Source organism: Catenibacterium sp. (assembly GCF_052354645.1).
In the GTDB taxonomy this organism is placed as follows: Bacteria; Bacillota_I; Bacilli_A; order Erysipelotrichales; family Coprobacillaceae; genus Catenibacterium; species Catenibacterium mitsuoka_A.
Window position 1 is genome coordinate 1 of the sequence record NZ_DAWDDM010000107.1, and the last position, 6423, is coordinate 6423.

Annotated in this window: 9 protein-coding genes; 6 read left to right on the forward strand and 3 right to left on the reverse strand. The window is 30.5% G+C overall.

Features of this window, described 5'->3' with window-relative positions; translation table 11 throughout:
* Positions 1 to 58: 58 nt before the first annotated feature.
* The gene (locus tag ACT8VG_RS06065) at positions 59 to 592 is read left to right on the forward strand and encodes an SDR family oxidoreductase (RefSeq protein WP_444195415.1); all 534 of its coding nucleotides are present in this window, start codon (positions 59 to 61) and stop codon (positions 590 to 592) included.
* A gap of 124 nt (positions 593 to 716) precedes the next feature.
* Complete coding sequence (locus tag ACT8VG_RS06070) at positions 717 to 1130, forward strand: hypothetical protein (protein ID WP_432270988.1); 414 nt, start codon at positions 717 to 719, stop codon at positions 1128 to 1130.
* 9 nt (positions 1131 to 1139) lie between these two features.
* Here ACT8VG_RS06070 and ACT8VG_RS06075 read toward each other — a convergent pair whose 3' ends face one another.
* Together ACT8VG_RS06075 and ACT8VG_RS06080 are read right to left on the reverse strand one after the other, a co-directional pair.
* A complete protein-coding gene (locus tag ACT8VG_RS06075) occupies positions 1140 to 1982 on the reverse strand; it encodes a hypothetical protein (protein ID WP_147321706.1) in 843 nt (280 codons plus the stop codon).
* 197 nt (positions 1983 to 2179) lie between these two features.
* On the reverse strand, positions 2180 to 2857 hold the full coding sequence (locus tag ACT8VG_RS06080; protein WP_432270990.1) for a LytR/AlgR family response regulator transcription factor: 678 nt from the start codon (positions 2855 to 2857) through the stop codon (positions 2180 to 2182).
* 180 nt (positions 2858 to 3037) lie between these two features.
* On the opposite strand from ACT8VG_RS06080, the gene ACT8VG_RS06085 reads away from it, so the two are divergent.
* The 4 genes from ACT8VG_RS06085 (at position 3038) to ACT8VG_RS06100 (ending at position 4804) form a co-directional block, all read left to right on the forward strand.
* Positions 3038 to 3601: a hypothetical protein gene (locus ACT8VG_RS06085; protein ID WP_432268464.1), complete on the forward strand. Its 564-nt coding sequence runs from the start codon at positions 3038 to 3040 to the stop codon at positions 3599 to 3601.
* Positions 3602 to 3613: 12 nt separating this feature from the next.
* Entirely contained in the window at positions 3614 to 4000 is a 387-nt protein-coding gene (locus ACT8VG_RS06090; protein WP_444195414.1) for a hypothetical protein, read from the forward strand.
* Between the two features lie 192 nt (positions 4001 to 4192).
* Positions 4193 to 4417 carry a hypothetical protein gene (locus tag ACT8VG_RS06095; protein WP_147321707.1) on the forward strand — a complete coding sequence of 75 codons (225 nt, stop codon included), beginning with the start codon at positions 4193 to 4195 and terminating at the stop codon, positions 4415 to 4417.
* Positions 4418 to 4456: 39 nt separating this feature from the next.
* Positions 4457 to 4804: a hypothetical protein gene (locus tag ACT8VG_RS06100; RefSeq protein WP_440257863.1), complete on the forward strand. Its 348-nt coding sequence runs from the start codon at positions 4457 to 4459 to the stop codon at positions 4802 to 4804.
* Positions 4805 to 4868: 64 nt separating this feature from the next.
* Here the strand turns inward: ACT8VG_RS06100 and gdhA are convergent, their stop codons facing one another.
* A complete protein-coding gene (gene gdhA / locus ACT8VG_RS06105; RefSeq protein ID WP_195921316.1) occupies positions 4869 to 6212 on the reverse strand; it encodes an NADP-specific glutamate dehydrogenase in 1344 nt (447 codons plus the stop codon).
* Positions 6213 to 6423: the final 211 nt, after the last annotated feature.

A 6423-nucleotide genomic window follows, 5' to 3' on the forward strand; every position in this document is an offset into this window, starting at 1 on the left:
TGTTTTATGTGTTACTACTGTTATTTGTTATATTGTTGATGTAAAGTAAGTAGTTGCGATAACTGTAGAAACATTTGGTAAAGTAGATGTATTAGTGAATAATGCAGGTGTACTTGATAAAGGATTAAATGCGATTGATCGTATTGATTATGATGACTTAAATAGAGTTATTGATATTAACCAAAAGGGTACAATGTATTGTATGTCTGAAGCATTAAAGGTTATGACAAGTGGTGCTTCTATTGTAAATATTGCAAGTGTTGCAGGTCAGTTTGGTGCTGGAGGAGCTGTTTATGTATCTACTAAAGCAGCTATTATTGGGGTTACTAAACATACTGCAATGCGTTTTGCGAAAGAAAATATTCGTTGTAATGTGATTTGTCCTGGCAGTATCACTACAGATATGGCAGCAGGCTTAACACCTGATACAATGGATATGAAGATGATGGGTGCTATGAGTGCTCATAGTGATTTATCCCTTAAACCATGTAGTCCAGAAGATGTTGCAAGAGTCACTCTTTTCTTAGCAAGTGATGATGCAGCACCTATTACAGGACAGGTTGTAGTTACTGATTATGGTGTAGATTTATAATGGAGTGCGGCTTAGGCTGCACTTTTTCAATGTCTTTTATGCTAGAATTTATGTCTCTTGTGCAAGAATTATAGGCAATAAATCATATCTCATATAGAGTTGAAGTGTAGAAAGGAGTGAAATGATGAAACTCAAGAAAATATTAGTCATTCTTATAACACTTATTGTTGTTGTGGTTGTCTCTACGCTTCTTTATTATAAGAATATGAATTATATATCTGAAAACTGGAATATCGACTTCCCTTCAGAAAACACAATTGTATATCAAGTAAAACCTTCTCCTTCATTTACTAATGATGGAATATATTATGAGGTACAGGAAGTTAAAAATAAAAATCTTCCCATTACATTGACTAATAAGAAGAATAATGAAACAGAAGAAGAATTCAATAAATATATCACAGAAGCAAAAGTATCACAAAAGCAGTTGCCAGACTTCACTCAGGATTATAAGTATTATAAGAAAAGTGATGTAGGAAGATCATTGATTGTAGTAGCTCAGCGTCATAAGCTGTATATTGTATCTTATAATCTATAAAACGCCTCGTTAATGAGGCGTTTTTAAGCGGATTGATTTTGTTTTGTCATTACAATTTATAATGAATTGATTATCTTTAACCTTTAGTCTTATTTCTGTATGATCTGTTACATGTTCTCTAATGAATATTTCCATCTGTTCAATAATATTTGCATCATCCAAACGAGAATCAACAGGAATCATGACTATCATCTTGATATCATAATCTTCTAAACTCTGCATAAGAATAGTTAACTTATGATCAAAGATAGGATTATTAGTATGAGATACATATTGTTTATGCATTAGATCATCTATCTCTTTTTCAATGAATTGATGTGTCTCTTCATCAGAAATTACATGATCAAGCTTTCTTAATACATAAAGCATACGATGTTCTTTCTTTAGTAAAGAATTATATATATGATTAATTCGATCATTATTTTCTCTTTGTATTCTTAACTTCTCTTTCTCTAAGTAATTTTGTCTATATTGGAAGAATAGAAAAATAAATAATAAGCTTAATACAAATACTAATACAGTCATTAAGATGATTGTAGATTGGGGTAGTCTAATAAAAGAAAGAGCTTGCATTAATAAAGAGATTAATACAAGTAATACAATCCCAATAAGACCAAAGGTCTTATTCTCTTCGAGGAAGGAAAGATTATTTCTATTATATTTTAATATCTTTAATAAGCCTAAGGAAATCATACAATAAAGAATTCCGAAGGGAAGTCCATAAAATTCTCCTAAATTAAATAAGTTTAATAAACGAACAAATAAAAGATTCACAAAAAGTAAAGCAGTAAAGAATAGAAGTGTTGTAGAAATACTATAAATCACAGCTTTATATTTATGAATATAAAGCATACATGCATGTGTTACACATATAAGAATGATCAATAAAAAGTTATTGAGGAGAGTAGGATTGGTAAAAATAAACGTTTCTGTGAGAGTAAGAGGAGCACAAAGAATAGTGTAGTAATATTTTTTTTCTGGTATTAAAATACTGCTGATGCAAAAACAAAGCATTGCAGTACTTATAACTGAAAATAAGAAATCAAATATCATAGCTTCATATACTCCTTGTAATAGTGTAAAAAGTTGTTCTTATAAATACGTCCTACAGAAAGATTTTCATTGTTGTATAGAATAGTATTACGATTGTAATCTTCTACGTATTGAAGGTTAATGATCATATTTTTTTGAATCTGAACAAGTGTTGTATTGATATAATCATTACAGAAATCTTTAAGAGTACCAGTTGTCATATAATCTTCTTTAGGTGTATGGACAACTAAATCGTGACCAATAGAAACAATTGAATGGATATCTTGAATAGGAATCTGTAATAAACGTTTACTATCTTTAAGTGTAATAGAAATATAAAGAGTAAGTAGTTTCTCTTTTAACTGCTTAAAGACAATATTTTTATCATAATCATAATGGTTCTTTCTTATGAATTGAAAAGGTTCAACTTGGAATGTATTAAACACTAGACTCTCGTGACTTGATGTGAATATAACCAGACAGTTATGCTTGTTTTTAAGGTATTTTGCGATTTCAATACCGTTCATATCATTTAATTCAATATCCATGAATATAACATCATATGTACCTTCTATTTGATCAAAATGATCAGTCACCACATTTATATTCATATTAGGATTATGAAAGTATTCACTTATATCTTTTTCTAGCTGCATTGCGAAAGCAGTATTATCATCACAAATCAGTATATTCATAACCTCACCTCTGTAATATTTTAGCATATTATTTTATTGGATTGAAATGTAATTTCTGTGGAATGTCTTTTATGCATGAAAATGTGTCTCTTATGCGAGAATTATAGGCAATTTGAAGATCATAGGATAATATTTAGTTAACATCTAGATGGAAATTAAAAAAGAGAAAGGTTTAAAGCAATGAAGAGATTAATGATAATACTATTATCTCTTGTGATGATTTTAAATATCCCGATAACTACTGTTTTTGCTGATCATATTGAAGAAAACAATTTGAATTATTATTCCTATGAATTATTTGAGAATAGTGAAAAAAGATATGTGGATGTAATTAATAAGAAAACAAAGCATGTAGATTATATAGTATATGATAAAAAGACAGGTGTACTCACAATTAATGGAAGAAATAAAAAGTGTGTTGTTTATGCAAATCATCCTAGAAATGCATCACATTATAAAATGAATTTCACTGTTGATTATCAAACAGCTGGACTTCTAGCAGGTAGTATTTTAGCTTTTACAGCGACTTCAATTTCATCCCTTAAAAAAGTGATGCCAGCTTTTAAGTTAGCGGTAGGAACTCAAGTAAAAGGCTGTTTAAAATATAAATGTCATAATAATAGGAGAACTTATATAACTCTTACAATAAAGTTTGGTAGCGGTCCAAAAAAGTCATATAGTTTTAAAACTAGTAGTTTGCGGATGAGCACTAAACTTTATATTTATACACTCATATTTTATTAAGGAGGACTTACTATGAAAAGATTATGGGATTTAAATATCTATATATGTATAGTAGTTACGTTTTTGTTTGAGTTTTTAGATGGCAGCAATATGATTCCATCTCAATATCGTCTAGCAATAGTGGCTATCATTCTGATTATTGATGCAATCTGTGCAATAATCGCAATTATTGAAAGTAGAAAGAAAAATCATTCAATTAAAATGTTTTTAGATGATTATGTTTGTACTTTAGTTTCGGCGACTATTTTTACACTTCTAGCATTTAATGTTGTTCCATCAAGATTTCGTTCTGAAGTAGAATCTATAACTGTTTTGTATTTAATTATAGGTTTGGTCTACAATTTTGTTAAGGATAAGAAATCAATAAAATCAACATCTAAAAATAATAGACTCTCATAGGAGAAATCATTATGAAAAAATTTCACAAAAACAAACATCATGAAAATATGTACTAGATTGAGTACTGCGTTCACAGTATGGTATTTGATGATTGGTGATTCTTACACAATATTATCAAAAAATCGATCAATTATATTAATTATACTCTTTGTGCTTGATGCAATCATTTTAAGATATCTTCTTAATGACAGAATGAAAGAGAACAAATCAAAAGAAGTATTTTTACAAACTGATATCTTTGTGCTTATTTCACTTATTGTTCTTATACCTTTGCATTTAGGTATTGTACATCCGATTATCGGTGCAGTATTATCAGGTTCAGTAATAATTTACCAGGCAATCGCAATTACTCATAATATTAAAGAGAAAAGAAAGAAAAAGAAACAAAAGAAATCAGGCGCTATCCCTAGCATTTAATAAAAAAATAATATATTCTTATATGTAAGAGAGGTTATTATGAAAAAAATTCTAAATTATTTTACTGGTGTAATCATTACATTCCTATTTCTAATATTTAATAGACTTGATACGATTCCATCAAAGTATCGTTTAGGAATAGCTGCAGTTATCTTTATTTTTGATGCAATAGTACTTGCTTATGAACTTATTGATAGTATGAAGAAAAACAAATCCGCAAAAGTATTACTTCAAGAGAATATTTGTATGATCAGTACATTTATGATTTTACTGATTTTGAGAATAAGTCATCTTTCTCAAGAATGTAAGTTTGTGATTGCAGGGGTGGTAGTCTGTTATATTATAATAAGTATAATCTATAATCATAAGAAAAAGGTGGAAATTTGAATAATCCACCTTTTTTAAGGCACAAAAAAGAGCTGTAATGATTCCATTACAACTCTCGTTAATATTAATAGTTACCCTGAGCAATCATGGCATCTACAACTTTTTCAAATCCTGCAATATTTGCACCTTTGATTAAGTCATAACCTAAGCCATACTTTTTGGCTGCTGCAACAGAGTTATTGTAGATATCTACCATGATAGTATGTAGTTTTGCATCTACTTCTTCTTTAGTCCAGCTATAACGCATTGAGTTCTGACTCATTTCAAGTGCAGAAACTGCAACACCACCAGCATTTGCTGCCTTTGCAGGACCTAAAGTACCTTCATGACCTGTGAAGTATGCGATAGCTTCTGGAGTAGTAGGCATATTAGCACCTTCGATAATATACTTACATCCGTTTTCTACTAACTTCTTAGCATCTTCTTCTTCGATTTCATTCTGTGTTGCACAAGGGAATGCCATATCACACTTAACACCCCAAGGTTTTTCTCCTGGATGGAATTCAGCACCGAACTTTTCAGCATAGTCTTTTAACTTAACATCGTTCTTAGTTCTGATTTCAACAAGGAAGTCCCATTTTTCCTGAGTATTGACACCTTCTGCATCATATACATAACCATCTCTACCAGAAATAGTAACAACCTTAGCACCAAATTCAGTTGCTTTCTGAGCAACACCCCATGCAACGTTACCATATCCAGAACATGCAATAGTCTTGCCTTCATAGCTGTCATTGAAATGTTTTAATACTTCATTACCATAATAAACAGCACCAAAACCAGTAGCTTCAGGACGAATTAAGCTTCCACCAAATGGTAAAGCCTTACCAGTTAAAACACCGTTTTCGTAAGCATCTTTAATTCTCTTATACTGTCCAAATAAGTATCCGATTTCTCTTCCACCTACACCGATATCACCAGCAGGTACGTCTACGCTAGGACCGATGTGACGGTATAATTCAGTCATGAATGACTGACAGAAACGCATTACTTCAGCATCACTCTTACCTTGTGGGTCAAAGTCAGAACCACCTTTACCACCACCAATAGGTAAAGTTGTAAGAGAGTTCTTTAAGATCTGTTCAAGACCTAAGAATTTAATAATACCTAGGTTTACTGAAGGATGGAATCTTAAACCACCTTTGTAAGGACCGATTGCGCTAGAGAACTGTACACGGTAACCTCTGTTCACAATAGTCTTACCTTCATCATTAACCCAAGGGACTTTAAACATAATAACTCTTTCAGGTTCAGTAAATCTTTCAAGGATCGCCATATTTTCATATTCAGGGTGTGCTTCAATAACTGGTTCCAAACTCTTTAAGATGTTTGTAGCCGCTTCGATGAATTCTGGCTGATCAGCATTCTTTTCTTTTAATTCTGTTAAAACCTTATCAACATATTTCATAACGAAATCCTCCTTAAATTAATTATATTATGCGTATGATAGAATTTCTATAAAATAAGAAATTATTATCACAAAGATAAAGCTAGGATTAAGGTGATAAAAAGCATGAACTACACTTTGTGAGTATACTTTAGGATTGTGATTATTGAAAATAATTTATATATAAAAATTGGTAAATTATTTACTAATATTATTTGTATCAGTATAATAT

Coding starts and splice junctions, on each gene's coding strand:
- ACT8VG_RS06070 (WP_432270988.1), top strand. CDS start 717: ATGAAACTCAAGAAAATATTAGTCATTCTTATAACACTTATTGTTGTT.
- ACT8VG_RS06075 (WP_147321706.1), bottom strand. CDS start 1,982: ATGCTTTATATTCATAAATATAAAGCTGTGATTTATAGTATTTCTACA.
- ACT8VG_RS06080 (WP_432270990.1), bottom strand. CDS start 2,857: ATGAATATACTGATTTGTGATGATAATACTGCTTTCGCAATGCAGCTA.
- ACT8VG_RS06085 (WP_432268464.1), top strand. CDS start 3,038: ATGAAGAGATTAATGATAATACTATTATCTCTTGTGATGATTTTAAAT.
- ACT8VG_RS06090 (WP_444195414.1), top strand. CDS start 3,614: ATGAAAAGATTATGGGATTTAAATATCTATATATGTATAGTAGTTACG.
- ACT8VG_RS06095 (WP_147321707.1), top strand. CDS start 4,193: ATGAAAGAGAACAAATCAAAAGAAGTATTTTTACAAACTGATATCTTT.
- ACT8VG_RS06100 (WP_440257863.1), top strand. CDS start 4,457: ATGAAAAAAATTCTAAATTATTTTACTGGTGTAATCATTACATTCCTA.
- gdhA (WP_195921316.1), bottom strand. CDS start 6,212: ATGAAATATGTTGATAAGGTTTTAACAGAATTAAAAGAAAAGAATGCT.